Annotated in this window: 24 protein-coding genes and 1 pseudogene; 10 read left to right on the forward strand and 15 right to left on the reverse strand. The window is 73.3% G+C overall.

Annotated features, from left to right (window positions below; genetic code table 11):
• The first annotated feature begins 108 nt into the window (after window positions 1–108).
• Window positions 109–846 (forward strand): SigE family RNA polymerase sigma factor, encoded by a 738-nt coding sequence (locus ACFYU0_RS23070; RefSeq protein WP_389303849.1) that lies wholly within the window; start codon window positions 109–111, stop codon window positions 844–846.
• Between the two features lie 148 nt (window positions 847–994).
• On the opposite strand, the gene ACFYU0_RS23075 is transcribed toward ACFYU0_RS23070, so the two are convergent.
• Window positions 995–1,591 carry a uridine kinase gene (locus tag ACFYU0_RS23075; RefSeq protein WP_389304119.1) on the reverse strand — a complete coding sequence of 199 codons (597 nt, stop codon included), beginning with the start codon at window positions 1,589–1,591 and terminating at the stop codon, window positions 995–997.
• A gap of 160 nt (window positions 1,592–1,751) precedes the next feature.
• Here ACFYU0_RS23075 and ACFYU0_RS23080 point away from each other — a divergent pair, with 160 nt between their 5' ends.
• Window positions 1,752–2,144 (forward strand): hypothetical protein, encoded by a 393-nt coding sequence (locus ACFYU0_RS23080; RefSeq protein WP_389303851.1) that lies wholly within the window; start codon window positions 1,752–1,754, stop codon window positions 2,142–2,144.
• A 96-nt stretch (window positions 2,145–2,240) separates the two neighbouring features.
• Here ACFYU0_RS23080 and ACFYU0_RS23085 read toward each other — a convergent pair whose 3' ends face one another.
• From ACFYU0_RS23085 to deoC, 3 genes are read right to left on the reverse strand one after another with little or no spacing between them, the layout of a single operon-like run.
• The gene (locus ACFYU0_RS23085) at window positions 2,241–3,131 is read right to left on the reverse strand and encodes an aldehyde dehydrogenase family protein (protein ID WP_351671460.1); all 891 of its coding nucleotides are present in this window, start codon (window positions 3,129–3,131) and stop codon (window positions 2,241–2,243) included.
• Window positions 3,124–4,560, reverse strand: a complete 1,437-nt coding sequence (locus ACFYU0_RS23090) for an aldehyde dehydrogenase family protein (protein WP_351671463.1) — start codon at window positions 4,558–4,560, stop codon at window positions 3,124–3,126. Before ACFYU0_RS23090 ends, ACFYU0_RS23085 begins: the two co-directional genes overlap by 8 nt.
• Before the next feature lie 5 nt (window positions 4,561–4,565).
• Window positions 4,566–5,525, reverse strand: coding sequence for a deoxyribose-phosphate aldolase (deoC, locus tag ACFYU0_RS23095; protein WP_351671466.1), 960 nt, complete (start codon window positions 5,523–5,525; stop codon window positions 4,566–4,568).
• A gap of 137 nt (window positions 5,526–5,662) precedes the next feature.
• Between deoC and ACFYU0_RS23100 the strand changes: the two genes are divergently transcribed.
• The gene (locus ACFYU0_RS23100) at window positions 5,663–6,337 is read left to right on the forward strand and encodes a PH domain-containing protein (RefSeq protein ID WP_389303853.1); all 675 of its coding nucleotides are present in this window, start codon (window positions 5,663–5,665) and stop codon (window positions 6,335–6,337) included.
• A 1-nt stretch (window position 6,338) separates the two neighbouring features.
• On the opposite strand, the gene ACFYU0_RS23105 is transcribed toward ACFYU0_RS23100, so the two are convergent.
• The 5 genes and pseudogenes from ACFYU0_RS23105 to ACFYU0_RS23125 all read right to left on the reverse strand — a co-directional run bounded on the left by ACFYU0_RS23105 (window position 6,339) and on the right by ACFYU0_RS23125 (window position 10,125).
• Entirely contained in the window at window positions 6,339–6,545 is a 207-nt protein-coding gene (locus ACFYU0_RS23105) for a DUF397 domain-containing protein (RefSeq protein ID WP_389303854.1), read from the reverse strand.
• Window positions 6,542–6,706 (reverse strand): annotated as a pseudogene (locus tag ACFYU0_RS23110) (transcriptional regulator); the annotation flags it as partial. The pseudogene ACFYU0_RS23110 and the gene ACFYU0_RS23105, both read right to left, overlap by 4 nt.
• A 181-nt stretch (window positions 6,707–6,887) precedes the next feature.
• Window positions 6,888–8,534, reverse strand: coding sequence for a phospho-sugar mutase (locus tag ACFYU0_RS23115; RefSeq protein ID WP_389303856.1), 1,647 nt, complete (start codon window positions 8,532–8,534; stop codon window positions 6,888–6,890).
• A gap of 97 nt (window positions 8,535–8,631) precedes the next feature.
• Window positions 8,632–9,456, reverse strand: coding sequence for a purine-nucleoside phosphorylase (locus tag ACFYU0_RS23120; RefSeq protein WP_351671478.1), 825 nt, complete (start codon window positions 9,454–9,456; stop codon window positions 8,632–8,634).
• A gap of 231 nt (window positions 9,457–9,687) precedes the next feature.
• Window positions 9,688–10,125 (reverse strand): gamma-glutamylcyclotransferase, encoded by a 438-nt coding sequence (locus ACFYU0_RS23125; RefSeq protein ID WP_351671481.1) that lies wholly within the window; start codon window positions 10,123–10,125, stop codon window positions 9,688–9,690.
• 95 nt (window positions 10,126–10,220) lie between these two features.
• On the opposite strand from ACFYU0_RS23125, the gene ACFYU0_RS23130 reads away from it, so the two are divergent.
• Both ACFYU0_RS23130 and ACFYU0_RS23135 read left to right on the forward strand, forming a co-directional pair.
• Window positions 10,221–11,669, forward strand: a complete 1,449-nt coding sequence (locus tag ACFYU0_RS23130) for an NAD(P)H-quinone dehydrogenase (protein WP_351671484.1) — start codon at window positions 10,221–10,223, stop codon at window positions 11,667–11,669.
• 167 nt (window positions 11,670–11,836) lie between these two features.
• Entirely contained in the window at window positions 11,837–12,784 is a 948-nt protein-coding gene (locus ACFYU0_RS23135) for a DeoR/GlpR family DNA-binding transcription regulator (protein WP_351671487.1), read from the forward strand.
• Window positions 12,785–13,417: 633 nt separating this feature from the next.
• On the opposite strand, the gene ACFYU0_RS23140 is transcribed toward ACFYU0_RS23135, so the two are convergent.
• Entirely contained in the window at window positions 13,418–15,190 is a 1,773-nt protein-coding gene (locus ACFYU0_RS23140) for a biotin carboxylase N-terminal domain-containing protein (protein WP_351671490.1), read from the reverse strand.
• A gap of 381 nt (window positions 15,191–15,571) precedes the next feature.
• Here ACFYU0_RS23140 and ACFYU0_RS23145 point away from each other — a divergent pair, with 381 nt between their 5' ends.
• Window positions 15,572–16,144 (forward strand): hypothetical protein, encoded by a 573-nt coding sequence (locus ACFYU0_RS23145; RefSeq protein ID WP_389303859.1) that lies wholly within the window; start codon window positions 15,572–15,574, stop codon window positions 16,142–16,144.
• Here ACFYU0_RS23145 and ACFYU0_RS23150 read toward each other — a convergent pair.
• The 4 genes from ACFYU0_RS23150 to ACFYU0_RS23165 form a co-directional block, all read right to left on the reverse strand.
• Window positions 16,116–16,733, reverse strand: coding sequence for a nucleoside triphosphate pyrophosphatase (locus ACFYU0_RS23150; protein ID WP_351671496.1), 618 nt, complete (start codon window positions 16,731–16,733; stop codon window positions 16,116–16,118). The two genes, ACFYU0_RS23145 and ACFYU0_RS23150, sit on opposite strands and share 29 nt — an antisense overlap.
• A gap of 40 nt (window positions 16,734–16,773) precedes the next feature.
• Window positions 16,774–16,902, reverse strand: a complete 129-nt coding sequence (gene mmpB / locus ACFYU0_RS23155; RefSeq protein ID WP_268894155.1) for a morphogenic membrane protein MmpB — start codon at window positions 16,900–16,902, stop codon at window positions 16,774–16,776.
• A 72-nt stretch (window positions 16,903–16,974) separates the two neighbouring features.
• Complete coding sequence (locus tag ACFYU0_RS23160) at window positions 16,975–17,184, reverse strand: acyl-CoA carboxylase epsilon subunit (RefSeq protein ID WP_250402483.1); 210 nt, start codon at window positions 17,182–17,184, stop codon at window positions 16,975–16,977.
• Window positions 17,185–17,251: 67 nt separating this feature from the next.
• Window positions 17,252–18,853, reverse strand: a complete 1,602-nt coding sequence (locus ACFYU0_RS23165) for an acyl-CoA carboxylase subunit beta (protein ID WP_351671501.1) — start codon at window positions 18,851–18,853, stop codon at window positions 17,252–17,254.
• A 111-nt stretch (window positions 18,854–18,964) separates the two neighbouring features.
• On the opposite strand from ACFYU0_RS23165, the gene ACFYU0_RS23170 reads away from it, so the two are divergent.
• The gene (locus tag ACFYU0_RS23170) at window positions 18,965–19,825 is read left to right on the forward strand and encodes a biotin--[acetyl-CoA-carboxylase] ligase (protein WP_351671503.1); all 861 of its coding nucleotides are present in this window, start codon (window positions 18,965–18,967) and stop codon (window positions 19,823–19,825) included.
• Between the two features lie 867 nt (window positions 19,826–20,692).
• Complete coding sequence (locus ACFYU0_RS23175) at window positions 20,693–21,811, forward strand: adenylate/guanylate cyclase domain-containing protein (protein ID WP_199211737.1); 1,119 nt, start codon at window positions 20,693–20,695, stop codon at window positions 21,809–21,811.
• Here the strand turns inward: ACFYU0_RS23175 and ACFYU0_RS23180 are convergent.
• Window positions 21,802–22,434 (reverse strand): hypothetical protein, encoded by a 633-nt coding sequence (locus ACFYU0_RS23180; RefSeq protein ID WP_389303863.1) that lies wholly within the window; start codon window positions 22,432–22,434, stop codon window positions 21,802–21,804. The genes ACFYU0_RS23175 and ACFYU0_RS23180 overlap by 10 nt on opposite strands.
• Before the next feature lie 187 nt (window positions 22,435–22,621).
• Here ACFYU0_RS23180 and ACFYU0_RS23185 point away from each other — a divergent pair, with 187 nt between their 5' ends.
• Together ACFYU0_RS23185 and ACFYU0_RS23190 are read left to right on the forward strand one after the other, a co-directional pair.
• Window positions 22,622–23,416: an enoyl-CoA hydratase/isomerase family protein gene (locus ACFYU0_RS23185; protein WP_389303865.1), complete on the forward strand. Its 795-nt coding sequence runs from the start codon at window positions 22,622–22,624 to the stop codon at window positions 23,414–23,416.
• Between the two features lie 110 nt (window positions 23,417–23,526).
• Window positions 23,527–24,669, forward strand: a complete 1,143-nt coding sequence (locus tag ACFYU0_RS23190; protein ID WP_351671512.1) for a GGDEF domain-containing protein — start codon at window positions 23,527–23,529, stop codon at window positions 24,667–24,669.
• Window positions 24,670–24,682 lie beyond the last annotated feature (13 nt).

Consider the following 24,682-nt stretch of genomic DNA (forward strand, 5'->3'; position numbering starts at 1 on the left):
CAGTCGGCGGACACGGCCATGAAGGTCACTCGGCAAGCTACTCGGCACAGGCAAGAAAGCAGGACCGAGCAGGCCGGGGCACCGGAAGTCCACGACGGGGAGCGCGAGATGAACACGCTGCACAGCATCAGCACCAGCGCAGTGGTCACGCGTCTGCACGACGTGCACCGGGGCCCGGAGAAGTCCGGTGCCATGGGAGGACGGGGGTGCTCCCGCGGCACCGGGCGTCAGCACACCGGTTACATGACGGTGGTCGACGCCCGCACGGGGGAGACGCACGGGGGACCGGCGTACGGGGAGGAACCGGGGGAGCGTCGCTCGCTGACCGAGGCGGAGTTCACCGCCTACGTCCAGGAGCGCCGCGCCTCCCTGTACGCCACCGCCTACCACCTGACCGGCGACCGCTTCGAGGCCGAGGACCTGCTGCAGAGCGCGCTGTTCTCGACGTACCGGGCGTGGGAGCGGATCAGCGACAAGGCGGCGGTCGGCGGCTACCTGCGCCGCACGATGACCAACCTGCACATCAGCGCCTGGCGGCGCCGCAAGCTCAACGAGTACCCGACCGAGGAACTGCCGGAGACGCCCGGCGACACGGACGCGATGCGCGGCACCGAACTGCGCGCGGTCCTGTGGCAGGCGCTGGCCCGGCTGCCCGAACTCCAGCGCACCATGCTGGTCCTGCGCTACTACGAGGGCCGCACGGACCCGGAGATCGCGGAGATCCTCGGCATCAGCGTCGGCACGGTGAAGTCCAGCATCTGGCGCTCCCTGCGCCGGCTGCGCGAGGACGAGGTCCTCAGCTTCGGCCGTGACGAGGAGAACGCCTTCGGCGAGCTGGTCGCCTGAGGTCAGGGGGGGAGCAACGGGGGAACGGGGGACCACTGGGGGGTGGAACCCACGGGGGAGCGAAAAGGAGCGGGACTGGCGGGCCTCGGCCCGTCCAGTCCCGCCTCGCGTTGTGCGCGCCGCGCGTCCCCGGCTACGCCGGCGTCCGTTACGCCACCGTCCGCTGCGGCGCCGGCCGGCCGGCCGCCGCCATCCGGTCCAGCGCCTCGTCCCGGTCGCAGGGGTGGGCGCCCAGGGAGACCTGCCGGGCCACGATCGACCGCTCGGTGCGCATCAGCCGCCAGCCCCGCCGCAGCAGGAACGGCACCGACTTGCGGCTTTCCCTGAGGTCCCGCAGGAAGCGCCGGCGGAAGGTGGTGACCGAACCCCGGCTCAGGCACAACGCGTCTGCCAGCACGCCCTGCTCCCGGCAACGCCGCACGATCTCGGCGGCGAAGATGCCCTCCGCGATGAACAGCGGCGCGGACCCGATGCTCAGCGTCTGCTCGCCGGTACGGGCGCTCAGCGAGATGTCGTACACCGGCACCGGCGTCGCTCCCGTGGCGCACAGCCGGGCGATGGCCTCGACCGCGGCGTCCGCGTCCCACGACCTGGGGTGGTCCCAGTCGACGTCCGAACTCCCGTCCACCAGCGGCAGGGTCGGGTCGCCCGCCTCCTTGTAGAAGTCGTCGAGGCGCAGCACGGGGAGCCCGGAACGGGCGGCGACGAGGGACTTGCCCGAACCCGAGGGGCCGCAGAGCAGCACGACGCGGGCGGGGGACGGCGGATGAAGGCTCACGGAACACCAGTTTGACGCATGGCGGCGCTCCTGCCGACCCCGCGGGTCGGCTTTGGAGCGCGCGTCACATCTCAACTACCCTACGTGCTGATCTGTTTACCCTGCGCACCAGAAGGCGGCATCGGCGATGGCCCGACACACTTCCTCCCAGCACCCCACCGTGCAGCGCGCCCTGATCGCCCTCGCGGCCGCCGGAGCGGCGCTGGGAGCGGGCGCGGCGTCCGCGCACGCGGACGGCGGGGCCCGGACCGCCGACGCGCCCGCCGCGCTCGGGGACCTCGACCCGGCCGCGGGTCTGACGTCCCTCACCGGCACGGTCGGCTACGCCACCGGCCCCGTCTCCGGCCTCAAGCCCAACCCGCTCGCGGGCACCGGCGTCGACCCGCTGGACAACGGCGTCGGCACCCAGATCGCCGACTTCAAGCCGGTCAGCTCCCGCGACCTGACCCATCCGGTCGCCGAGGCGGACTCGTTCGGCAACCTGCCGGTGGTGGGGCAGGTCATGAACCCGCAAGCCTGACCGGCGCCGGCCGGCCCGAGCCCCGGTCACGACGAAGAGCCGCGCCACCCCCGGACGGAGGGGTGACGCGGCTCGCTCGTGCGGGCGCGGGACGGCTCAGTACGCCGAGCCGGACGCGCCCAGGGAGCCCGTCGGGTGCCAGACCGTCTTGGTCTCCAGGAACGCCGTCATACGGTCGGTGCCCGGCGTCGCGAAGTAATCCACAGCCTGTGGACGCAGGACGCGCTTCAGGTTGTCCGCCGCCGCGATCTCCAGCTCCTTCGCCAGCGCCTCGTCGGCGCCCGCGAGGTCGATCGCGTTGACGTCCTGGTGCGCGGCGAGCGGCGCGGCGATCTCCGCCGTACGGCCCGACAGGATGTTGACGACACCGCCGGGGACGTCGGAGGTGGCCAGCACCTCGCCCAGGGACAGGGCGGGCAGCGGGGCCTTCTCGGAGGCGATCACGACCGCCGTGTTGCCGGTGGCGATCACCGGGGCCACCACCGAGACCAGCCCGAGGAACGACGACTCCTGCGGGGCCAGGACGGCGACCACGCCGGTCGGCTCCGGGGAGGAGAGGTTGAAGAACGGGCCCGCGACCGGGTTGGCGCCGCCCACCACCTGGGCGATCTTGTCGGTCCAGCCGGCGTACCAGACCCAGCGGTCGATCGCGGCGTCCACGACCGCGGCCGCCTTGGACTTCGACAGGCCCTCGGCGTCCGCGACCTCCCGGACGAACTGCTCCCGGCGGCCCTCCAGCATCTCCGCGACGCGGTAGAGGACCTGGCCGCGGTTGTAGGCGGTCGCGCCGGCCCAGCCGCCGAACGCCTTGCGCGCGGCGACCACCGCGTCACGGGCGTCCTTGCGGGAGGACTGCGGAGCGTTGGCCGACCAGTTGCCCTTCGAGTCCGTCACCTCGTACACCCGGCCGCTCTCGGAACGCGGGAACTTCCCGCCGACGTACAGCTTGTAGGTCTTGAAGACGCTCAGACGGTTCTGCTCAGACATCGAGGTACGCCTCCAGGCCGTGGCGGCCGCCCTCGCGGCCGAAGCCCGACTCCTTGAAGCCGCCGAACGGCGAGGTCGGGTCGAACTTGTTGAACGTGTTGGACCAGACGACACCGGCGCGCAGCTTGCCCGCCACGGCCAGGATCCGGGAGCCCTTCTCGGTCCAGATGCCCGCCGACAGGCCGTACGCGGTGTTGTTGGCCTTGGCGACGGCCTCGTCGGGCGTGCGGAAGGTGAGCACCGACAGCACCGGGCCGAAGATCTCGTCGCGGGCGATGGTGTGCGCCTGGGTGACGTTCGTGAAGAGCGTCGGTGCGAACCAGTAGCCGGAGCCGGGCAGTTCGCAGGCCGGGGACCAGCGCTCGGCGCCCTCCGCCTCGCCCTGCTCGGCGAGCGCGGTGATCCGGGCGAGCTGCTCGGCGGAGTTGATCGCGCCGATGTCGGTGTTCTTGTCGAGCGGGTCGCCGAGCCGCAGGGTGGACAGCCGGCGCTTGAGGGAGTCGAGCAGCTCGTCGTGGATCGACTCCTGGACCAGCAGCCGGGAGCCCGCGCAGCAGACCTGGCCCTGGTTGAAGAAGATGCCGTTCACGATGCCCTCGACGGCCTGGTCGATCGGCGCGTCGTCGAAGACGATGTTGGCGCCCTTGCCGCCCAGTTCCAGGGTGAGCTTCTTGCGGGTGCCGGCGACGGTCCGGGCGATCTCCTTGCCGACGTTCGTCGACCCGGTGAACGCGACCTTGTTCACGTCCGGGTGCGCGACCAGCGCGGCGCCCGTGTCGCCGTAGCCCGGGAGGATGTTGACGACGCCCTTGGGCAGGCCCGCCTGGCGGCAGATGTCCGCGAAGAACAGGGCCGACAGCGGGGTGGTCTCGGCCGGCTTCAGCACGACCGTGTTGCCGGTCGCCAGCGCCGGGGCGATCTTCCACGCCAGCATCAGCAGCGGGAAGTTCCACGGGATCACCTGGCCGGCGACGCCGAGGGGCTTCGGGTCCGTGCCGAACCCGGCGTGGCCGAGCTTGTCGGCCCAGCCCGCGTAGTAGAAGAAGTGGGCCGCGACCAGCGGGAGGTCCGCGTCCCGGGTCTCCTTGATCGGCTTGCCGTTGTCCAGCGTCTCCAGGACCGCGAGCTCGCGGCTGCGCTCCTGGATGATGCGCGCGATGCGGAACAGGTACTTGGCGCGCTCGGAGCCGGGCAGCGCCGACCACTTCTCGAAGGCCTTGCGGGCGGCCTTCACGGCGCGGTCGACGTCCTCGGCGCCGGCCTGCGCGACCTCGGAGAGCACCTCCTCCGTCGACGGCGAGACCGTCTTGAAGACCTTGCCGGCGGCGGCCTCGGTGAACTCGCCGTCGATGAACAGGCCGTAGGAGGGGGCGATGTCGACGACCGCGCGGGACTCGGGCGCCGGTGCGTACTCGAATGCGGATGCCATGGTGATCAGTCCACCGTCACGTAGTCGGGGCCGGAGTAGCGGCCGGTGGCCAGCTTCTGACGCTGCATCAGCAGGTCGTTCAGGAGCGAGGAGGCGCCGAAGCGGAACCAGTGGTTGTCCAGCCAGTCCTCGCCCGCGGTCTCGTTGACCAGGACCAGGAACTTGATGGCGTCCTTGGTGGTGCGGATGCCGCCGGCCGGCTTCACGCCGACCTGGACCCCGGTCTGGGCGCGGAAGTCGCGGACGGCCTCCAGCATGAGCAGGGTGTTGGCGGGCGTGGCGTTCACCGCCACCTTGCCGGTCGACGTCTTGATGAAGTCGGCGCCCGCCATCATGCCCAGCCAGCTCGCCCGGCGGATGTTGTCGTACGTCGACAGCTCGCCGGTCTCGAAGATGACCTTGAGCCGGGCGCTTGTGCCGCAGGCCTCCTTCACGGCGACGATCTCGTCGTGCACCTTGAGGTAGTCGCCCGCGAGGAAGGCGCCGCGGTCGATGACCATGTCGATCTCGTCGGCGCCCGCGGCGACGGCGTCCCGGACGTCGGCCAGCTTCACCCCGAGGGCGGCCCGGCCGGCCGGGAAGGCGGTGGCGACCGAGGCGACCTTCACGCCGGAGCCGGCGACGGCCTCCTTGGCGGTGGCCACCATGTCGGGGTAGACGCAGACGGCCGCGGTCGCGGGCGTGGTGCGGTCCGTCGGGTCGGGACGGACCGCCTTGGCGCCGAGCGCCCGGACCTTGCCCGGGGTGTCCGCGCCTTCCAGCGTCGTCAGGTCGACCATCGAGATGGCGAGGTCGATGGCGTACGCCTTCGCGGTGGTCTTGATGGAACGGGTGCCGAGAGACGCGGCGCGCGCCTCCAGGCCGACCGCGTCGACGCCGGGCAGCCCGTGGAGGAAGCGGCGCAGCGTGCTGTCGGACGCGGTGACGTCAGCGAAAGGCTGTGCGGGGGATGCAGTGGTGGGCATGGTCACCAGACGAGCATATCTACGCGCGTAGCGGATGTATAGCCCCGTGACGCTCGCCACCTGCCCGGCGCTCACGGACGAGCGCTCGGGCCGGGGCGCGGGGGAGCGCCTCCCCGGCGTCGGGCAGAATCGGCACCATGACGACCCCGGACCACCAGTCTCCCGAGCCACGGCCCACCGCCAAGGACGTGATCTACCGCTCGCCCATGGCGCTCGTGGCCGGTGTGCTGCTGCTGGTGCTCGCCGGCTGGCTGGGCTTCGACGCGCTGGTCCGCGGGCACGGGCGCACCCCCTGGCTGGCGCTCGCCGCCCTGATCCTCGCCGTTCCGCTGGTGATCGCCTTCACGCTGCGCCCGGCGGTGTTCTCGGGCGAGGACCGGCTCCGGGTCCGCAACCCCTTCCGGTCGGTCACCCTGCCCTGGGGCGAGGTCGCCTCACTGCGCTCCGGCTACACCAACGAGGTCGTCGCCAACTCCGGCGACAAGTACCAGCTCTGGGCCATCCCGGTCTCGCTGCGCGCCCGCAAGAGGGCCGCGCGCCGCCAGGCACGCGCGGAGGCGGCGGCCCGGGGCGGCCGCTCGGGCGGGCTGGGCGGGCTCGGCCTCGGCGGCGTGCTCGGCGGCACCGGCGACCAGGACGGCCCGACCCGGGCGGAGTCCGACCAGATCATCGCCGACCTGCGGGCCACCGCGGAGCGCCGGGGCCCGGCCGGCACGGCCCAGGGCGAGGTGACGGTCCGCTGGGCCTACGAGGTGATCGCCCCCGCGGTCGCCGGGGCGGTGCTGCTGGTGGTCCTGCTGGCCGTGGGCTGAGTCAGCGGGCGGCGTAAGGCAGGAAGCAGTCCCAGGCTGCGGGGGAGAGGGCGAGAGCGGGGCCCTCGGTGTTCTTGGAGTCGCGGACGCGGACGGTGCGGGGGGCTATCGCGATCTCGACGCAGGATTCGCCGTCGGTGCCGCCGCTGTAGCTGCTCTTGAACCACGCCGCTTCAGAGGCGTCGCCGGCGGAAGGCTCGCGCATCATGTCTCTCCCAGCAGTCTCTCGATCAAGGCCAGGGACTCCCGGGGCGGGAGAGCCTGCGCGCGGATGGTGCCATAGCGCAGCTCTAGAACGCGCAGCTGTTTCGGATCGGTGATGGGCCGGCCGTTGAAGGCACCGTCGGAGCGTCGCCCCACTCGTCGTCCGGGTCGACCTCCCAGCCCGGCTCGTCCGCCTCGGTCCTGAGCCGTTCCGTCTGTCCGTCGACCGTCATACCGCCCTCACCGAACCGGCCCCGCTCCGTGACACCCTGTGCGCAGAGGGTCATCCGTCACGGTAGCGGGGCCGGGTCTGGGGACGTGCGGTGATCCGATGAAGAAGGGCCGCTCAGAGGCCCGCCGCCGCCGACAGGTCGCGCTTCAGGGCCTCCAGGAGCTCGGCCGCCCTGGTGCGGGCCGCCGGGAGGGCGGCGTGGCCGGGGGCCGGGACGACGACCTCCAGGTAGCACTTCAGCTTGGGCTCGGTGCCGCTGGGGCGGACGACGACCCGGGCGCCGTCGAGCGTGTAGCGCAGGCCGTCGGTGGGCGGCAGCCGGTCCGTGCCCCGGGTCAGGTCCTCGGCGCGGGTGATGGCCAGGCCCGCCAGCTCGGTCGGGGGCCGCTCGCGCAGCCGGCGCATCGCGTCGGAGATGACGGAGAGGTCCTGGACGCGGACCGAGAGCTGGTCGGTCGCGTGCAGCCCGTGCTCCACGGCCAGGTCGTCGAGCAGGTCGAGCAGGGTGCGGCCCTGCTCCTTGAGCACCGAGGCCAGCTCGGTGATCAGCAGCGCGGCGGTGATGCCGTCCTTGTCCCGCACGCCCTCCGGGTCGACGCAGTAGCCCAGCGCCTCCTCGTAGCCGTAGCGCAGGCCGTCCACGCGGGCGATCCACTTGAAGCCGGTCAGGGTCTCCTCGTACGGCAGTTTCGCGCTCTCGGCGATCCGGCCGAGCAGGGAGGAGGACACGATCGACTCGGCGAAGGCGCCGGTGACGCCGCGCCCGACCAGGTGGGCGGCGAGCAGCGAGCCCACCTCGTCGCCGCGCAGCATCCGCCAGTCGGCGCCGTCCTTGACGGCCACGGCGCAGCGGTCGGCGTCCGGGTCGTTGGCGATGACCAGGTCCGGGTCCGTGGCGCGGGCCCGCGCGAACGCCAGGTCCATGGCGCCCGGCTCCTCCGGGTTGGGGAAGGCCACCGTCGGGAAGTCCGGGTCCGGGTCGGCCTGCTCGGCGACCAGCACCGGCTCCGGGAAGCCGGCGCGGGCGAACGCGGCCAGCAGGACGTCCCGGCCGACGCCGTGCATCGCCGTGTAGACCGTGCGGGCGGTGCGCGGGGAGCCGGCGGCCAGGACGGCGTCCGTACGGGCCAGATAGGCGTCCAGGACCGAGTCGTCCAGCGTCTCCCAGCCGGACTCCGGGCGGGGGACGTCGCTCAGCGAGGCGATCGCGTCGATCTCGGCGGCGATCTCCGCGTCGGCGGGCGGGACGATCTGGGAGCCGTCGCCGAGGTACACCTTGTAGCCGTTGTCCCGGGGCGGGTTGTGGCTGGCGGTGACCTCCACGCCCGCGACCGCGCCCAGGTGCCGGATGGCGAACGCCAGGACCGGGGTGGGCAGGGGGCGCGGCAGTACGGCGGCCCGCAGGCCGGCGCCGGTCACCACGGCGGCGGTGTCCCGGGCGAAGTCGGCGGACATGTGGCGGGCGTCGTAGCCGATGACGACCAGCCCGGCGTCCGCGCCGCCGTGGGCGGCCCCGTGCTTCCTCAGGTACGCGGCGAGGCCGGCCGCGGCACGGATGACGACCGCGCGGTTCATGCGCATCGGCCCGGCGCCCAGCTCGCCGCGCAGGCCCGCGGTGCCGAACTGGAGGGTGCCGGAGAACCGGTCCGCCAGCGCCGGCACGTCACCGGCGTCGATCAGCCCGGCCAGCTCCTCGCGGGTGCGCGGGTCGGGGTCCTCGGCGAGCCATGCCTTGGCCTTGGCGATGAGTTCGTCGTGCACCTTGGTATCAACCTCTCCTCAGTTCCTGCCGGAGGCCTCGCCCCCGGACCCCCGTTCCGCACCGCCCGGCCGGCCGGGCCGGCGGGCGTGCGGTCTCTCAGATCCTGCCCAGTACCTGCGTCAGCAGCTGGCCCATGCGCGCCGCCGAGTCGCGGCCCGCCTGGAGGACCTCCTCGTGGTTCAGCGGCTCGCCGGTCATGCCCGCGGCGAGGTTGGTGACCAGGGAGATGCCCAGCACCTCGGCGCCGGCCTCACGGGCGGCGATCGCCTCGAGCACCGTGGACATGCCGACCAGGTCCGCGCCGATGACGCGGGCCATGCGGATCTCCGCCGGGGTCTCGTAGTGCGGGCCGGGGAACTGCGCGTAGACGCCCTCCTCCAGGCTGGAGTCGATCTCCTTGCACAGGGCGCGCAGGCGCGGGGAGTAGAGGTCGGTGAGGTCGACGAAGTTCGCGCCGACGATCGGCGAGGTCGCCGTCAGGTTGATGTGATCGCTGATCAGCACCGGCTGGCCGGGGCGCATGCCCTCGCGCAGGCCGCCGCAGCCGTTGGTGAGGACCACGGTCTTGCAGCCGGCGGCGACGGCCGTGCGGACGCCGTGCGCGACGGCGGCGACCCCGCGGCCCTCGTAGTAGTGCGTGCGGCCCAGGAACACCAGGGCGCGCTTGTCACCGGAGGAGTACGAGCGGACCTTGCCGCCGTGCCCCTCGACGGCCGGCGGCGGGAAGCCGGGCAGCTCGGTGACCTGGAACTCGGCGTCGGGGGCGCCCAGGGCGTCGACGGCCGGAGCCCAGCCGGAGCCCATCACGAGGGCGACGTCGTGGGTCTCGGCGCCGGTCAGTTCGCGCAGGCGCGCGGCGGCGGCGTCGGCGGCGGCGTAGGGATCGCCCTGGATGTCGTCCGGAAGAAGAGATGCGTTCACACGACGAGCCTAGCCGGTTCTCGCCTACGCGCGTAGATGACGGAGCCGACGGGATGGCGATCGTTGTCTTGTCGTTTCCAACGAGACACGGCACCGTCTCCGGCCGGACGCGGCCGGCGCGGGACGTCCGGTGGGGCGCCTGGTGCGGGGGCGCCTGCTGCGGCACGCCAGATGTGCCGGGGGCGCCTGGTGCGGCACCGCCGATGCGGGGGCGCCAGGTGCGGTCTCCGCCTAACACGGCCGCTTCCGCAGCTCCATCACGTAGTCGTGCGGCGCTCCCGCCGATTCCGCCGCGTCCGCGATCTCGCCCAGGTAGCGGGCCGAGGGCAGTCCGCCCTCGTAGCCGTTGAGGGCGTACACCCAGGCCGGCTCCTCGCCCTCCAGGGTGTGCACGCGGAGCCGGACGCGGCGGTAGATCCCCAGGCCCACGCCCTCCCACCGGTCGAGGGACTCCTCGTCCATCGGCGCGATGTCGTACAGGCCGACGAAGACCTGGGCCCCGGGCTCCTCGACGATCGTCGCCAGCGCCCCCTCCCAGCCGAGCTGCTCGCCGCCGAAGGTGAGCCGCCAGCCGTTCAGCCAGCCCACGGCGCGCTGCGGGGAGTGCGGGGCGCGGCGGGACATCAGCCGGGCGTCGAGGTTGCCGGCGTACGCGGCATAGAGCGACATGCACGAAGGGTACGGCAGGCGAAACCGCCGCCCCGCACGTGCCGGAGGCGGCGGCCGACGCCCCGGGGCGGTCGCACCTTGAAGCGTGCGGGACAATGGGGTACGTGACTCGGATCGTGATCATCGGTGGCGGACCCGGCGGATATGAAGCGGCCCTGGTGGCCGCCCAGCTCGGCGCGGAGGTGACCGTCGTCGACTGCGACGGTCTGGGCGGAGCGTCGGTGCTGACCGACTGCGTGCCGTCGAAGACCCTTATCGCTACGGCCGAGGTGATGACCACCTTCGACTCCTCCTACGAGGAGCTGGGCATCATCGTCGCCGACGACACCCCGCCGCTGGAGCAGGCGGCCCGGGTGGTCGGCGTGGACCTCGGCAAGGTCAACCGCCGGGTGAAGCGCCTCGCGCTCGCCCAGTCCCACGACATCACCGCGTCCGTGACCCGGGCCGGCGCCCGGGTGATGCGCGGCCGGGGCCGGCTCGACGGCATGCAGTCCCTGGACGGTTCCCGCAAGGTCGTCGTCACCGCCGCCGACGGCACCGAGGAGACCCTCACCGCCGACGCCGTCCTCATCGCCACCGGCGGCCACCCGCGCGAGCTGCCCGACGCCCAGCCCGACGGCGAGCGCATCCTCAACTGGACGCAGGTCTACGACCTCACCGAGCTGCCGGACGAACTGATCGTGGTCGGCTCCGGCGTCACCGGCGCCGAGTTCGCCGGCGCCTACCAGGCGCTGGGGTCCAAGGTCACCCTGGTCTCCTCCCGCGACCGGGTGCTGCCCGGCGAGGACCCGGACGCCGCCGCGGTCCTCGAGGACGTCTTCCGCCGCCGCGGCATGAACGTCATGGCCCGCTCCCGCGCGCAGTCCGCCAAGCGCGTCGGCGACCGGGTCGAGGTGACGCTGGCCGACGGCCGGGTCATCACCGGCTCGCACTGCCTCATGGCCGTGGGCGCCATCCCCAACAGCGCGGGCCTGGGTCTGGAGGAGGCCGGCGTCAGGCTGCGCGACTCCGGGCACATCTGGACCGACAAGGTGTCCCGCACCACCGCTCCGGGCGTCTACGCGGCCGGTGACGTCACGGGCGTCTTCGCCCTCGCGTCGGTCGCGGCGATGCAGGGGCGCATCGCGATGTACCACTTCCTCGGCGACGCGGTGGCCCCGCTGAATCTGAAGACGGTCTCCTCCAACGTCTTCACCGACCCCGAGATCGCCACCGTCGGCTACAGCCAGGCGGACGTGGACGCGGGCAAGATCGACGCCCGGGTGGTGAAGCTGCCGCTGCTGCGCAACCCGCGCGCGAAGATGCAGGGCATCCGGGACGGCTTCGTCAAGATCTTCTGCCGGCCGGGCACGGGCATCGTGGTCGGCGGTGTCGTCGTCGCGCCGCGCGCCTCGGAACTGATCCACCCCATCTCGATCGCCGTCGACAACAATCTGACGGTCGAGCAGATCGCGAAGGCCTTCACGGTGTACCCCTCGCTTTCGGGGTCGATCGCGGAGGTGGCGCGGCAGTTGCACACGCGCAAGGCGGGCATCGAGGCCTGACCGGCGCCGGCCGACTTCCCGCTGGTCACGGGGAGTTGTCGAGCATGCGTGCGGCATAGGCGGGCGGACTAGGTCCTATACCACCTCCCGCCCTGCCGTGCGAACAACTTCTGTTATTCGGCGCAAACTGCTGAAACCAGACGGTCGTTGGGGTTACTGTCAGTTTCGTGTTCGCTGCAGAACGTCGCCAATTGATTCTCGAAATGGTGCGAGCGAACGGAGCCGTGTCGCTCCGTGAACTCGCCCGCGTCGTCCAGACCTCCGAAGTGACCGTACGGCGGGACGTGCGCGCACTGGAGGCAGAAGGACTCCTCGACCGCCGGCACGGCGGTGCGGTACTGCCGGGCGGGTTCACGCGGGAGTCCGGCTTTCCGCAGAAGTCCCATCTCGCGACCGCCGAGAAGACGGCCATCGCCGACCTCGCCGCAGGCCTCGTCGAAGAGGGCGAGGCCATCGTGGTCGGGGCGGGCACCACCACGCAGGAGCTGGCCCGCCGGCTCGCGCGGGTGCCCGGGCTGACCGTCGTCACCAACTCCCTGCTGGTGGCCCAGGCGCTGGCCCATGCCAACCGGGTGGAGGTCGTGATGACCGGCGGCACCCTGCGCGGCTCCAACTACGCCCTCGTCGGTTCCGGCGCCGAGCAGTCCCTCCAGGGGCTCAGGGTCTCCAAGGCCTTCCTGTCCGGGAGCGGGCTCACCGCGGAGCGCGGGCTGTCCACGTCCAACATGCTCTCGGCGTCCGTCGACCGGGCGCTGGTGCAGGCCGCCGCGGAGGTCGTGGTCCTCGCCGACCACACCAAGCTGGGCACCGACACGATGTTCCAGACGGTGCCGACGGACCTCGTCACCCGGCTGGTGACCGACGAGCCGCCCGCCCACGACGACCGCGCCGGCACCGAGCTGCAGGCCCTCGCCGACCAGGGCGTGCAGATCACCGTGGCGGGGGCGGGGGGAAACCCGGTGGGTGAACCCATGCCCGCGGCCCGGCAGCAGAGGTCCTCCTCGCTGCCGGGCCCCCGCCGGGGGCAGGTCGCCGGAGGCGCACTGCGAGGCATGCTCGGCGACCAGCCGTCAGGAGCCGAACGGGGCCGCGTCGCCGACCTGCGCAGGCGCTGACACCCGACCCGGGCTGTTGCCGGCCCGGGCGCAGCACAGGGTGCTCTGCGGACGCCGAGCGGAGTCTTCATGGGCCGGTGAGCCCAGCGGGCCTGAGACTTGAGCCCCTTCGTGGGCGGGGACCCTTGTGGACGCGCTGCCGGATGTCTTCGCGGGCGCTGAGGACACCGCGTGCGGAGCCGGGCTGCCGCTTCCGCCGGGGGACTGGGCGGCTTGCGCCGCTCGTGGCGCGACTGACGCGCAGGGACTTCGGCAGCCCGGGCACCGAGCGCGGATGGGCGTACCGACGCCGCAGGACCCGCGGGCGCGGCCGCGGCCCGGAGGAGCCGTCGCCGCGTCTCGGCGGTGAGGCCGCCCGACGGGCGCGGCGGGCCCGGGGTGCGGGCCGGTGTCCCGGCCCACGACAGTGGCCGCGTGGTCGAGGGCGGCGGTGGAGTCGCCGGGCCGCGGCCCCCCTGTCCCGGTCGGCGCCCGAGTCGGGCCCCGGGCGGTGAGCGCGCCGGGGTGGTCGTCTTCGTGACCCGGGCGCGCGGCGGAGCCGGAGGGTGGGGCTGCGGGGGCGGGCCGGAGAAGCCGGACGCCCGGCGGCCCTGATGGGCGGCGCCGGGCGTCGGTGTTTCGGGGTGTCTGGCGTCAGTCCTTGATCTCGCAGATCGCGGCGCCGGACGTGACCGAGGCGCCCACCTCGAAGTTCAGGCCCTTGATGGTGCCGGACCGGTGGGCGTTGAGCGGCTGCTCCATCTTCATGGCCTCCAGGACGACGACCAGGTCGCCCTCCTTGACCTCCTGGCCCTCCTCCACGGCGACCTTCACGATGGTGCCCTGCATCGGGGAGGCGAGGGTGTCGCCGGAGGCCACCGGGCCGGACTTCTTGGCCGCGCGCCGCTTCGGCTTGGCGCCGGCGGCGAGGCCGGTGCGGGCCAGCGACATGCCCAGGGAGGACGGCAGGGAGACCTCGAGGCGCTTGCCGCCGACCTCGACGACGACGGTCTCGCGGCCCGTCTCCTCATCGCCCTCGACGTCGGCCGGAGCCGAGAAGGGCTTGATCTCGTTGACGAACTCCGTCTCGATCCAGCGGGTGTGGACCGTGAACGCGTCGTCCGAGCCGGTCAGCTCGGGGGCGAACGCCGGGTCCCTGACCACCACGCGGTGGAACGGGATGGCCGTGGCCATGCCCTCGACCTGGAACTCGTCCAGCGCCCGGGCGGCCCGCTCCAGGGCCTCCTTGCGGGTGCGGCCGGTGACGACCAGCTTGGCCAGCAGGGAGTCCCAGGCCGGGCCGATCACACTGCCGGCCTCCACGCCCGCGTCCAGCCGGACACCGGGACCGGCCGGCGCCTCGAAGCGGGTGACCGTGCCGGGGGCGGGCAGGAAGTTGCGGCCCGGGTCCTCGCCGTTGATCCGGAACTCGAACGAGTGTCCGCGCAGCGCCGGGTCGTCGTAACCCAGCTCCTCGCCGTCGGCGATGCGGAACATCTCGCGGACCAGGTCGATGCCGGCGACCTCCTCGGTCACCGGGTGCTCCACCTGGAGGCGGGTGTTGACCTCGAGGAAGGAGATCGTGCCGTCCTGGCCGACCAGGAACTCACAGGTGCCGGCGCCCTCGTAGCCGGCCTCCTTCAGGATGGCCTTCGAGGCGCGGTACAGCTCGGCGACCTGCTCCTCGGAGAGGAACGGCGCCGGGGCCTCCTCGACCAGCTTCTGGTGCCGGCGCTGCAGCGAGCAGTCACGGGTCGAGACGACGACCACGTTGCCGTGCTTGTCGGCCAGGCACTGGGTCTCCACGTGGCGCGGCCGGTCGAGGTACCGCTCGACGAAGCACTCGCCGCGGCCGAAGGCGGCGACCGCCTCGCGCACCGCGGAGTCGTACAGCTCCGGGACCTCCTCGAGGGTCCTGGCCACCTTCAGACCGCGGCCACCGCCGCCGAAGGCCGCCTTGATGGCGATCGGCAGGCCGTGCTCCTCGGCGAAGGCGACGACCTCGTCCGCGCCGGAGACGGGGTCGGACGTGCCGGCGACCAGCGGGGCGCCGGCGCGCTGGGCGATGTGCCGGGCGGCGACCTTGTCGCCCAGGTCGCGGATCGCCTGCGGCGGCGGGCCGATCCAGATCAGGCCGGCGTCCAGCACGGCCTGCGCGAACTCCGCGTTCTCCGAGAGGAAGCCGTAGCCCGGATGGATGGCGTCGGCCCCGGACTCCCGGGCGGCGTTGAGCACCTTCTGGATGTCCAGATAGCTGGTGGCCGGAGTGTCACCGCCCAGAGCGAACGCCTCATCCGCCGCGCGGACATGCAGAGCGTCCCGGTCCGGGTCGGCGTAGACGGCCACGCTCGCGATCCCGGCGTCCCGGCAGGCCCGGGCCACGCGGACAGCGATTTCGCCACGGTTGGCGATGAGCACCTTGCGCACGATTGAGGCTCCCTCCTTGAAACAAGCCGAGTTTAGGGACTGCCGACACGGCTCATCGACCCGTTCCCAATGGTGAGCTTGCCCACACGGAGCGTGATCCGAGGCCCGCTCGACCCGCGAAAGTCCATGTCGCACCTGGGGTGTGGCAGGACTCCTCCGGGCAACCCTAGCCCCGACGTGTGGTCAAGGTCTCTGTGAGAGGGTGCCGCGCCCCACTCCGTTTCTTTGTCGAGTCCCTACGAATGGCCCAATGATTCTTTGCCGGTGGCCGAACCCTTGTCCCAGGGTTTACCCGTTAGTAGCGTTCGCGACGACGCGAACGTACCCGGGGTAACCGGGTTTTGGGTGGAAAGTGGGTGGGAGCCGGTGGTGCGCAGACCGGTGGCATGGGTCGTAGCGATCGTCCTTCTGGGCGAGGCGTTCGGCCTCGGGGCGCTGAACTGGTTCCTCGGGGTGGTCGTGGAGCGCCAGAAGATGTCGCTGGCCGGACTCGACCCGGACGTCATGTCGACGTCCTCGAAGATCGGCGGCGTGGTCTTCGGTCTCTACTTCGCCCTGTGCGCCCTGGTGGCCCTGCTGGTGGCGCTGCGCGACCGCGCCCCCGCCGGCTTCGGCCGGGTGCTGCTGGTCAGCGTGGCGGTCGTGCACGGCCTGCTGGGGGCCTTCACGCTGAGCCTGGTGGGCTGGTCGGCCTTCGTGTTCATGGTGGTGATGCTCGCCCTGATCGTCCTGCTCCTGGTGACCTACGACCGGGACGCCGGCCCGGAGCGGAGCGTGTCCGGCGGCGCCCCCGGGGCGGGCGGCGACCCGAGGGCCGAGGACGAGCCGGCCGCCGGGTCTCCGGAGGCCGCGGGCGCCGCGCACGGCGGTGCGGGCGAGCGGCGGGACGGCGAGGAGGGGCCGCGGGAGTCCGTGCCCGCCCAGGTCACTCAGCCGGCGCCCACAACTCCGTGATGCCGACGCCCAGTTCGGCCAGCAACCGGCGAACGAGGGGCAGGCTGATGCCGATCACGTTGCCGTGGTCGCCGTCGATGCCCTCGATGAACGGCGCCGAACGGCCGTCCAGGGTGAACGCCCCGGCGACGTAGAGGGGTTCGCCGGAGGCGACGTACGCGGCGATCTCCTCGTCCGAGGGATCGCCGAAGCGCACGACGGTGGACGCGGTCGCGGAGACGTACCGCTTGGCCGTCGTGTCCCACACGCAGTGCCCGGTCTGCAGGGTGCCGGCCCGCCCGCGCATCGCCTTCCAGCGGGCGGTGGCCTCCTCGGGGTCGGCGGGCTTGCCGAGCGCCTGCCCGTCCAGCTCCAGCACCGAGTCGCAGCCGATCACCAGGGCGCCCAGCACGTCCGGCCTGGCCGCCACCACCGAGGCCTTGGCCTCGGCCAGGGCGAGCGCGAGCTCCGCCGGGGTGGGGGCGCTGACGGCGTCCTCGTCGACCCCGCTCACGATCACCTCGGGAGCGAGGCCGGCCTGGCGCAGCAGACCGAGCCGGGCGGGGGACTGGGAGGCGAGCACGAGCCGCCTGCGTGGCTTGGCAGTCATGCGGCCAGGTTAGGCCCTCCCGCGCGGATCGGGCGCCGCGCTACCGCAGACCGATCACGATCATGCCGAGCACCATCGCCAGGGCCAGGACGAGTCCGAGCCGCCGCAGCATCTCCTGCGTGTCGCGCAGTTCTTCGGGCGGCTCGTTCTCGGGGTCTGACCACAGCATCCCCCCAGCCTGCGGCCGGCTCCGGGCCGGGCGCCTGAGTACCCGTACTCAAGTCGGCACCCGGCGCGGGACTCAGCTCGGCCAGTAGGTGCGGGTCCAGGACGCCGGGCCCGGCTGGGGCAGGCGCGCGGACGCGATGCGGGCCGGGTCCGACCACGAGTCCCTGGTCCCGGGCGCGCCGGGCGGCGCCGCGGCGGCCGCCACGGCGCGGGCCCTGACCACCGCCAGGGCGGCGGCCAGCTCCTCGGGGGTCGGATTGCCTCGTACGACCTTGATGTTCATGACCGCTCCAGGGGTCCGCGGGGCGGGGGCCCGTCCGCCGTGGTCCGCCGGACGGGCCCCACAGGTCCTACAGGGGGATGTTGCCGTGCTTCTTCGGAGGCAGGGATTCCCGCTTCGTGCGCAGTTGACGCAGGCCGCGGACGATGTGGGAGCGGGTGTCGGACGGCATGATCACCGCGTCGACGTAACCCCGCTCGGCCGCGACGTAGGGGTTGAGGAGGGTGTCCTCGTACTCCTGGATCAGCCGGGCCCGGGTGGCCTCGCCGTCCCCCTGGCCCTCCGCCTCGGCGATGGTGCGGCGGTGCAGGATGTTGACGGCGCCCTGGGCGCCCATGACGGCGATCTGGGCGGTCGGCCAGGCCAGGTTGAGGTCGGCGCCCAGGTGCTTGGAGCCCATGACGTCGTAGGCGCCGCCGAAGGCCTTGCGGGTGATGACGGTGATCAGCGGGACCGTCGCCTCGGCGTAGGCGAAGATCAGCTTGGCGCCGCGCCGGATGATGCCGGTGTGCTCCTGGTCGACGCCCGGCAGGAAGCCCGGCACGTCGACGAAGGTGAGCACCGGGACGTTGAAGGCGTCGCAGGTCCGTACGAAGCGGGCGGCCTTCTCCGAGGCGTCGATGTCCAGGCAGCCGGCGAACTGCATCGGCTGGTTGGCGACGACGCCCACCGGGTGGCCCTCGACCCGTCCGAAGCCGGTGACGATGTTCGGCGCGAACAGCGCCTGCGTCTCGAAGAACTCGGCGTCGTCCAGCACGTGTTCGATCACCGTGCGGATGTCGTACGGCTGGTTCGCGCTGTCCGGGACCAGGGTGTCCAGCTCCAGGTCCTCGGCGTTGACCGTGAGGTCCGCCTCCTCGGCGAAGACCGGGGCCTCGCTGAGGTTGTTGGACGGCAGGTACGACAGCAGCTGCTTGACGTACTCGATGGCGTCCTTCTCGTCCCCGGCCATGTGGTGGGCCACACCGGAGGCGGAGTTGTGGGTGCGGGCGCCGCCCAGCTCCTCGAAGCCGACGTCCTCGCCGGTGACCGTCTTGATGACGTCCGGGCCGGTGATGAACATGTGCGAGGTCTGGTCGACCATGACCGTGAAGTCGGTGATCGCCGGCGAGTACACCGCGCCGCCCGCGCACGGGCCGACCACCAGGCTGATCTGCGGGATCACCCCGGACGCGTGGGTGTTGCGGCGGAAGATCTCGCCGTACGCGCCGAGGGAGGCCACGCCTTCCTGGATGCGCGCGCCGCCGGAGTCGTTGATGCCGATGACCGGGCAGCCGGTCTTCAGCGCGAAGTCCATCACCTTGACGATCTTCTGGCCGTAGACCTCGCCGAGGGCTCCGCCGAAGACGGTGAAGTCCTGGGAGAACACCGCGACCGGGCGGCCGTCGACCGTGCCGTAGCCGGTCACGACGCCGTCGCCGTACGGGCGGTTCTGCTCCAGGCCGAAGTTGGTGGAACGGTGACGGGCGAACTCGTCGAGTTCGACGAAGGAACCCTCGTCGAGGAGGAGTTCGATGCGCTCACGCGCCGTCAGCTTGCCCTTGGCGTGCTGCTTCTCGACGGCGCGCTCCGAGCCGGCATGCGTCGCCTCGTGGATACGGCGCTGCAGATCCGCGAGCTTGCCCGCGGTCGTGTGGATGTCGATCTCTTGGCGCTCTTCCGGCTCGGACATCGGGATCGCGGCTCCCTGCCTGCTCAAAAGGGGGGACGGTTACTCATCCGTAGCGTAGTGGTGCCGCTGCGCATCAGCAGTGCGGCGTTTCCCACACCTAGGGTGACTTGCATGACGCCGCACAATGCATCAGACGACAACCGCTGGTCCGATCTCGACCGACCGCCTCTGAACGCCGCGGCGCTGCGGCGCGGGCTGATCCGGGAGGGCGGCCTTTGGTCGGAGCTGGAGCTGGTCCGGCGGACCGGGTCCACCAACTCCGACCTGGTGGCCAGTGCCGCGGCCGGCCGGGCGGACGAGGGCGCGGTGCTGGTCGCCGAGGAGCAGACGGCCGGGCGGGGCCGGCTGGACCGGCAGTGGACCGCGCCGCCGCGGTCCGGCCTGTTCTTCTCGGTGCTGCTCAAGCCGGCCGAGGTGCCGGTGGCCCGCTGGGGCTGGCTGCCGCTGCTCACCGGGGTCGCGGTGGCGACGGGGCTGTCCCGCGCGGCCGGCGTGGACACGGCACTCAAGTGGCCCAACGACCTGCTGGTGACCGTCGGCGGCGAGGAGCGCAAGACCGGCGGCATCCTCGCGGAACGGGCCGGGGACGACGGGGTCGTCATCGGTGTGGGCATCAACGTCAGCCTGCGCGCCCAGGAGCTGCCGGTGCCGCAGGCGGGGTCGCTGGTGCTGGCCGGCGCGGTGAGCACCGACCGGGACCCGCTGCTGCGCGGCGTGCTGCGCTCGCTGGAGGACTGGTACGGACGCTGGCGCTCCGCGGGCGGCGACCCCGCCGTCAGCGGACTCCAGGAGACCTACGCGGCGGGCTGCGCCACCCTGGGCCGCACGGTCCGCGCCGAACTCCCCGGAAACCGCTCCGTCGTCGGCGAGGCCATCGCGGTGGACGGCGACGGCCGCCTGGTCATCGCCACGGAATCAGGAGTCCGGGAACCGGTAGGCGCAGGCGACATCGTCCACCTGCGCCCCGCATAGCCAGCGGCCTCGCTCACCGGCTGGGGGTGCCCCTGAAGGGGCGCGGGGAACTGCGCGACCGATCCCCACGGACCCGCGGCCGGGAACGCCGGGTTGGCACCCGCTGCCGAGCCGCGTCGGGATGGCCTCGCTCACCGGCTGGGGGTGCCCCTGAAGGGGCGCGGGGAACTGCGCGACCGACCCCCACGGACCCGCGGCCGGGAACGCCGGGTTGGCACCCGCTGCCGAGCCGCGACGACACGGCTCCGCCTTGCCGACCGGGCGCGCCCGAGAAGGGGCGCGGGGAACTGCGCGACCGACCCCCACGGCCCGCGGCCGGGGACGACGGGATGACGCCCTCTGTCGAGCCGCGTCGGAGTGGCCTCGCTTACCGGCTGGGGGGGGGAGCCCCTGAAGGGGCGCGGGGAACTGCGCGACCGATCCCCACGGACCCGCGGCCGGGAACGCCGGGTTGGCACCCGCTGCCGAGCCGCGTCGGGATGGCCTCGCTCACCGGCTGGGGGTGCCCCTGAAGGGGCGCGGGGAACTGCGCGACCGACCCCCACGGACCTGCGGCCGGGGACGACGGGATGACGCCCGCTGCCGAGCCGCGACGACACGGCTCCGCCTTGCCGACCGGGCGCGCCCGAGAAGGGGCGCGGGGAACTGCGCGACCAGCCCCCACGGCCCGCGGCCGAGCAGGGCAGGGGCCGCCCCGGGACGGACCCCGCCGCGGGGCGGCCGGGGGTGCCGGACCCCGGCAGACGCCCCCGCTGACCGGCACCGCAAGCGGACCCCAGCCCAACCCAACGGAGTGAGCTGGCGCACATCTGCCGTAGAGTTGAGGCCGGTCGTACCTGACCGCGGCAGATCGGAAGGGCAGCAGGCGTGACCGTCGACGACACGGGCTCCGGCGCGGACGCGCGGGTGGACCCCCACGCCGCCGACCCCGGCGAGGATCCGCTCGCCCTGCGCCTCGAGCAGCTCATTCTCGGCGCCGAGCGGCGCTACACCCCGTTCCAGGCGGCCCGCAGCGCGGGCGTCTCCATGGAGCTGGCGTCCCGCTTCTGGCGGGCCATGGGCTTCGCCGACATCGGGCAGGCCAAGGCCCTCACCGAGGCCGACGTGCTGGCCCTGCGGCGGCTCGCCGGTCTGGTCGAGGCGGGCCTGCTGAGCGAGGCCATGGCGGTGCAGGTGGCCCGGTCCACGGGACAGACCACCGCCCGGTTGGCCGAATGGCAGATCGATTCCTTCCTGGAGGGTCTGACCGAGCCGCCCGAGCCGGGCATGACCCGCACCGAGGTCACCTATCCGATCGTCGAGCTGCTGCTGCCGGAGCTCGAGGAGTTCCTGGTCTACGTGTGGCGGAGGCAGCTCGCCGCCTCCGCCGGCCGGGTCGTGCAGACCGCCGACGACGAGGAGATGGTCGACCGGCGGCTCGCCGTCGGCTTCGCCGACCTGGTCGGGTTCACCCGGCTGACCCGCCGCATGGAGGAGGAGGAGCTCGGCGAGCTGGTCGAGGCCTTCGAGACCACCGCCGCCGACCTGGTCGCGGCGCGCGGCGGGCGGCTCATCAAGACGCTCGGCGACGAGGTGCTCTTCGTCGCCGACGACGGCGGCACGGCCGCGGACATCGCGCTGCGGCTGGTCGAGACGATGGCCAACGACGAGACGATGCCGGAGCTGCGCGTCGGCATGGCGTTCGGCACGGTCACCACGCGCATGGGCGACGTCTTCGGCACGACCGTCAACCTCGCCTCCCGGCTGACCTCCATAGCCCCGCGCGACGCCGTGCTGGTGGACAGCGCCTTCGCCGAGGAGCTGATCCGCACCAAGGAGGCGCCCGCGTCCGAGGCGGAGGCCGCCGAGGCCGCGGCCGCCGCGGAGAAGGAGGGCGAGGAGCCGCCCTCGTACCGCTTCGCGCTCCAGCCGATGTGGCAGCGCCCGGTGCGCGGGCTCGGCGTGGTCGAGCCGTGGCTGCTCGGCCGCCGCGACGGTCAGTCCTGACCGCCGCCCAGCACGTCCACGCAGAGGCCGATCACCGGTAGGCACAGTCCGTCGTCCCGGGTGGGCGGGGTCGTCGTGCCCCGGCCCGGGGTGGGCGCGGGCGGTGGTGCGGGTGCGGACGACCGGGTCGGCGCGGGCGCCGTGGGCGAGGCGTGCGGTGCGCTCGGGGCCGGCTCGGTGCGCCGTGGGGCGGTGGTCGGGGCGCCGGTGCCGCTCGGGTGCGGCGCCCGGGTGGCCGAGGGGCCGGGGACGGCCTCGTCCGTCTCCGCCGGGTCCGTCGGGGCCGCGCTCACCCCGCCCATGGCCGAGGTGGCGGAGGGCCGGGTCGTGCGGGCGGCGCCGACGGCCACGGCCGTGTCCGTGGAGCGGGCGGTGGTCCCGCCGCCCGGGTCGACGCGGGGCTCGGCCTGCGCCGTGTCCGGGGCGCCGACACCGGACTCCGGTGCGGCCCGGACGAGGCTGAGGACGCCGGCGGCCAGCGCCAGTCCGCCGGCGGCGAGCAGCACCTTGCGGGGGCGGGGCTTGCGGTGCCGGCCGCGGCGCGCGAAGAGCGCGGCGCTCTGCGCGGCGTCGCTCCGCTGATTCGTTTCCCCGGCACCGGACTGGGCGCGTATCGGTCTCATGAGGTCCCCTCCCCACCGTGGCGCGGAGCGCACGTTATGCGCTCCCCTGGGCGGTGTGTGGCAAGACGGCCGGGATGTCACTCGAACGGGTGTAGGGCGTCGATACGGGCGGCCCTTTCCCGGGGCGGGGTCCGACTGCGATGATCGGGGCCGACAGTCAGTTAACCCGCGTTAACCGGAGGGCGTCATGAGCGAGGAGCGGTACGGGGAGTTCGTGCTGGTGCGGCGGCACGGGCACGTGGCGGAGCTGGTGCTGGACCGGCCCAAGGCCATGAACGCCGTCTCGACGGAGATGGCCCGCTCCCTCACGGGCGCGTGCGCGGCGCTCGCCGCCGACCGGGAGGCGCGGGTGGTCGTGCTGACCTCCTCGCACGAACGCGCGTTCTGCGTCGGGGCCGACCTGAAGGAGCGGAACTCCTTCAGCGACGCCGACCTGGTCAAGCAGCGGCCGGTGGCGCGCGGGGCGTACACCGGGGTGCTGGAGCTGCCGATGCCGACGATCGCGGCGGTGCACGGCTTCGCGCTGGGCGGCGGGTTCGAGCTGGCGCTGTCCTGCGACCTGATCGTGGCCGACCCGACGGCGGTGGTGGGGCTGCCCGAGGTGTCGGTGGGCGTGATTCCGGGCGGCGGCGGTACGCAGTTGCTGCCCCGGCGGGTCGGGGCGGCCAGGGCGGCCGAGCTGATCTTCACCGCGCGGCGGCTGGACGCGGCGGAGGCCGCCGGTCTGGGCCTGGTGGACCAGCTGACCGAGGAGGGCCGGGACCGCGAGGAGGCGCTGGCGCTGGCGGCGCGGATCGCCGGGAACTCGCCCGTGGGGCTGCGGGCCGCCAAGCGGGCGCTGCGGCTGGGGCACGGGCTGGATCTGCGGGCCGGGCTCGAGGTCGAGGACGCGGCGTGGCGGTCGGTGGCGTTCTCCGGGGACCGGGCGGAGGGCGTGGCGGCCTTCAACGAGAAGCGTGCGCCGCAGTGGCCGGGGGAGTGAGCGCGGGGGCGTGAAGGGCGCCACGGTCACGCCGGACCCCACCGTCACGCTGCGTCACCTTCGGTCCCTTGATGTTCCTGTTCATCCCATTTTCTTCCTAATCTGGAGCAATGGGTGAGGACAAGCGGCTGGCCGCCGTGGTGGCGCTGGCTCAGGGGATGGCCGCGGCGCGTGCGCCGATGGAGTCGTGGCGCGCCGCCGCGCTCGGCGCGTGCTGGGCGCTGGACGGCAGCTTCGCCGCGCTGTCGGTGTGGGAGCGGGACCTGGGCCGGCTGCGGGTGCTGGTGAACGTGGGGGAGCGCCGCCCGGACGAGGAGGAGTTCCCCGAGGCGGAGACCTACCCGGTGCACCAGTTCCCGGAGATCACCGAGTTCCTGCACGAGCGCTGGGCGGGCGGGGGCGGCCCGAACGCCTGGGTGGAGACCGCCGAGGGCACGGCCGCCGGCGACCGGGGCTACTTCCACCACCGGGTGGCCGCGCTGCGCCGCCGCGGCCGGGGCTGCTGCGTGGTCGCCCCCGTCGTGCTGCACGGCCGGGCGTGGGGCGAGCTGTACGTGGCCCGGGCGGTCAGCGTGCCGGTGTTCGGGCCGCCGGACGCCGACTTCGCCACCGTGCTGGCCGCGGTCGTCGCCGCCGGGCTGGCCCAGACCGAGCGGCTGGAGGAGGCCCAGCGGCTGGCGTTCACCGACTCCCTCACCGGTCTCGCCAACCGCCGTGCCGTGGACGTGCGGCTGGAGGAGGCCGTCGAGGCGCACCGCACCCGGGGCGTCGTCGTCAGTCTCGTCGTGTGCGACCTCAACGGGCTCAAGCGGGTCAACGACACCCTCGGCCACGCCGTCGGCGACCGGCTGCTGGAACGGTTCGGCTCGGTGCTCTCGCTGTGCGGGGCGATGGTGCCGGGCGCGCTCGCCGCGCGGCTCGGCGGCGACGAGTTCTGCCTGCTGGTGGCGGGGCCGCCGGCCGACGACGTGGTCAAGGCGGCGGACGAGCTGTGCCGGCGGGCCGGGGAGCTGGAGCTGGGCGAGGGGGTGGCGTGCGGCGTCGCCTCGACCGAGGATCCGATCGGGCCGGTGCACGACGCCCGGCGGCTCTTCCGGCTGGCCGACGCCGCGCAGTACCGGGCCAAGGCGCTGGGCGCGGACCGGCCGGTGGTGGCGGGCCGGGAGGGTCCGGACGACCCGGTCGTACGCCTCGCCGACGAGCCCCCGCCGGAGCGGGCCGAGCGGCGCCGCTTCCGGGGCCGGCTGCCCTGAGGCGCGTGAGGTG

It is taken from the genome of Streptomyces sp. NPDC003720 (genome assembly GCF_042875075.1).
In the GTDB taxonomy this organism is placed as follows: Bacteria; Actinomycetota; Actinomycetes; order Streptomycetales; family Streptomycetaceae; genus Streptomyces.

Excerpts from the sequence above, each read along its gene's own strand:
- deoC (WP_351671466.1), bottom strand. The coding sequence starts at position 5,525 with ATGCCCACCACTGCATCCCCCGCACAGCCTTTCGCTGACGTCACCGCG.
- ACFYU0_RS23105 (WP_389303854.1), bottom strand. The coding sequence starts at position 6,545 with ATGATGCGCGAGCCTTCCGCCGGCGACGCCTCTGAAGCGGCGTGGTTC.
- ACFYU0_RS23125 (WP_351671481.1), bottom strand. The coding sequence starts at position 10,125 with ATGTCGCTCTATGCCGCGTACGCCGGCAACCTCGACGCCCGGCTGATG.
- ACFYU0_RS23160 (WP_250402483.1), bottom strand. The coding sequence starts at position 17,184 with ATGAACATCAAGGTCGTACGAGGCAATCCGACCCCCGAGGAGCTGGCC.
- ACFYU0_RS23190 (WP_351671512.1), top strand. The coding sequence starts at position 23,527 with ATGGGTGAGGACAAGCGGCTGGCCGCCGTGGTGGCGCTGGCTCAGGGG.
- ACFYU0_RS23130 (WP_351671484.1), top strand. The coding sequence starts at position 10,221 with ATGGGGTACGTGACTCGGATCGTGATCATCGGTGGCGGACCCGGCGGA.
- ACFYU0_RS23070 (WP_389303849.1), top strand. The coding sequence starts at position 109 with ATGAACACGCTGCACAGCATCAGCACCAGCGCAGTGGTCACGCGTCTG.
- ACFYU0_RS23080 (WP_389303851.1), top strand. The coding sequence starts at position 1,752 with ATGGCCCGACACACTTCCTCCCAGCACCCCACCGTGCAGCGCGCCCTG.
- ACFYU0_RS23085 (WP_351671460.1), bottom strand. The coding sequence starts at position 3,131 with ATGTCTGAGCAGAACCGTCTGAGCGTCTTCAAGACCTACAAGCTGTAC.
- ACFYU0_RS23170 (WP_351671503.1), top strand. The coding sequence starts at position 18,965 with ATGACGCCGCACAATGCATCAGACGACAACCGCTGGTCCGATCTCGAC.
- ACFYU0_RS23185 (WP_389303865.1), top strand. The coding sequence starts at position 22,622 with ATGAGCGAGGAGCGGTACGGGGAGTTCGTGCTGGTGCGGCGGCACGGG.
- ACFYU0_RS23165 (WP_351671501.1), bottom strand. The coding sequence starts at position 18,853 with ATGTCCGAGCCGGAAGAGCGCCAAGAGATCGACATCCACACGACCGCG.
- ACFYU0_RS23180 (WP_389303863.1), bottom strand. The coding sequence starts at position 22,434 with ATGAGACCGATACGCGCCCAGTCCGGTGCCGGGGAAACGAATCAGCGG.
- ACFYU0_RS23150 (WP_351671496.1), bottom strand. The coding sequence starts at position 16,733 with ATGACTGCCAAGCCACGCAGGCGGCTCGTGCTCGCCTCCCAGTCCCCC.
- ACFYU0_RS23090 (WP_351671463.1), bottom strand. The coding sequence starts at position 4,560 with ATGGCATCCGCATTCGAGTACGCACCGGCGCCCGAGTCCCGCGCGGTC.
- ACFYU0_RS23100 (WP_389303853.1), top strand. The coding sequence starts at position 5,663 with ATGACGACCCCGGACCACCAGTCTCCCGAGCCACGGCCCACCGCCAAG.
- mmpB (WP_268894155.1), bottom strand. The coding sequence starts at position 16,902 with ATGCTGTGGTCAGACCCCGAGAACGAGCCGCCCGAAGAACTGCGCGAC.